The following is a 619-nucleotide window of genomic DNA, read 5'->3' on the forward strand; positions in this document are numbered from 1 at the left end:
AGTATGTTTAAAAAAACGTTTGTTAGCGCGTTTTTTATATAGAGAGAAGGTGGAAGAGATGAAACCATATAAAGGATACTTTATAGATCTTGATGGAACGATGTACAGAGGTAGTGAAAGAATTGAAGGTGCTGCTGAATTTGTTGAGAGACTAAAAAGGGTAGAGATTCCTCTTTTGTTTCTTACGAATAATTCCTCCAAAACTCCTGGCCAAATTTCAAAGAAATTGATTGATTTAGGTGTTCCTGCTGAAGAAGATGAAGTATTTACGAGCAGTTTAGCTACAGCTAAATTCATTTCTGAACAGAAACAGACGGCTGACGTTTATGTCATCGGAGAGGAAGGTCTCAGAGAGGCAATAAAGAAGGAAGGACATCAAATCGTTGAAGAGAAAGCTGATTTTGTTGTGATAGGAATTGATCACGAAATCAGCTATGAGAAGCTCGCTAAAGCTTGTTTGAATGTGAGAGATGGAGCTGAATTCCTTAGTACCAACAGTGACATCGCTATCCCTACTGAACGAGGGATGATGCCGGGAAACGGAGCGTTAACGTCAGTAATTGCTGTAAGCACGGGGGTGAATCCGACCTTTATCGGAAAACCTGAATCTGTAATCATG

1 protein-coding gene is annotated in these 619 nt (G+C 39.7%); it reads left to right on the forward strand.

The genetic code is table 11. From position 1 onward, the window contains the following. Positions 1–58: 58 nt before the first annotated feature. Positions 59–619 (forward strand): TIGR01457 family HAD-type hydrolase (locus LD39_RS02600; protein ID WP_035542587.1); only part of this gene is annotated, 561 nt, incomplete at its 3' end.

The organism is Halobacillus sp. BBL2006, assembly GCF_000786645.1.
Lineage (GTDB): Bacteria > Bacillota > Bacilli > Bacillales > Halobacillaceae > Halobacillus.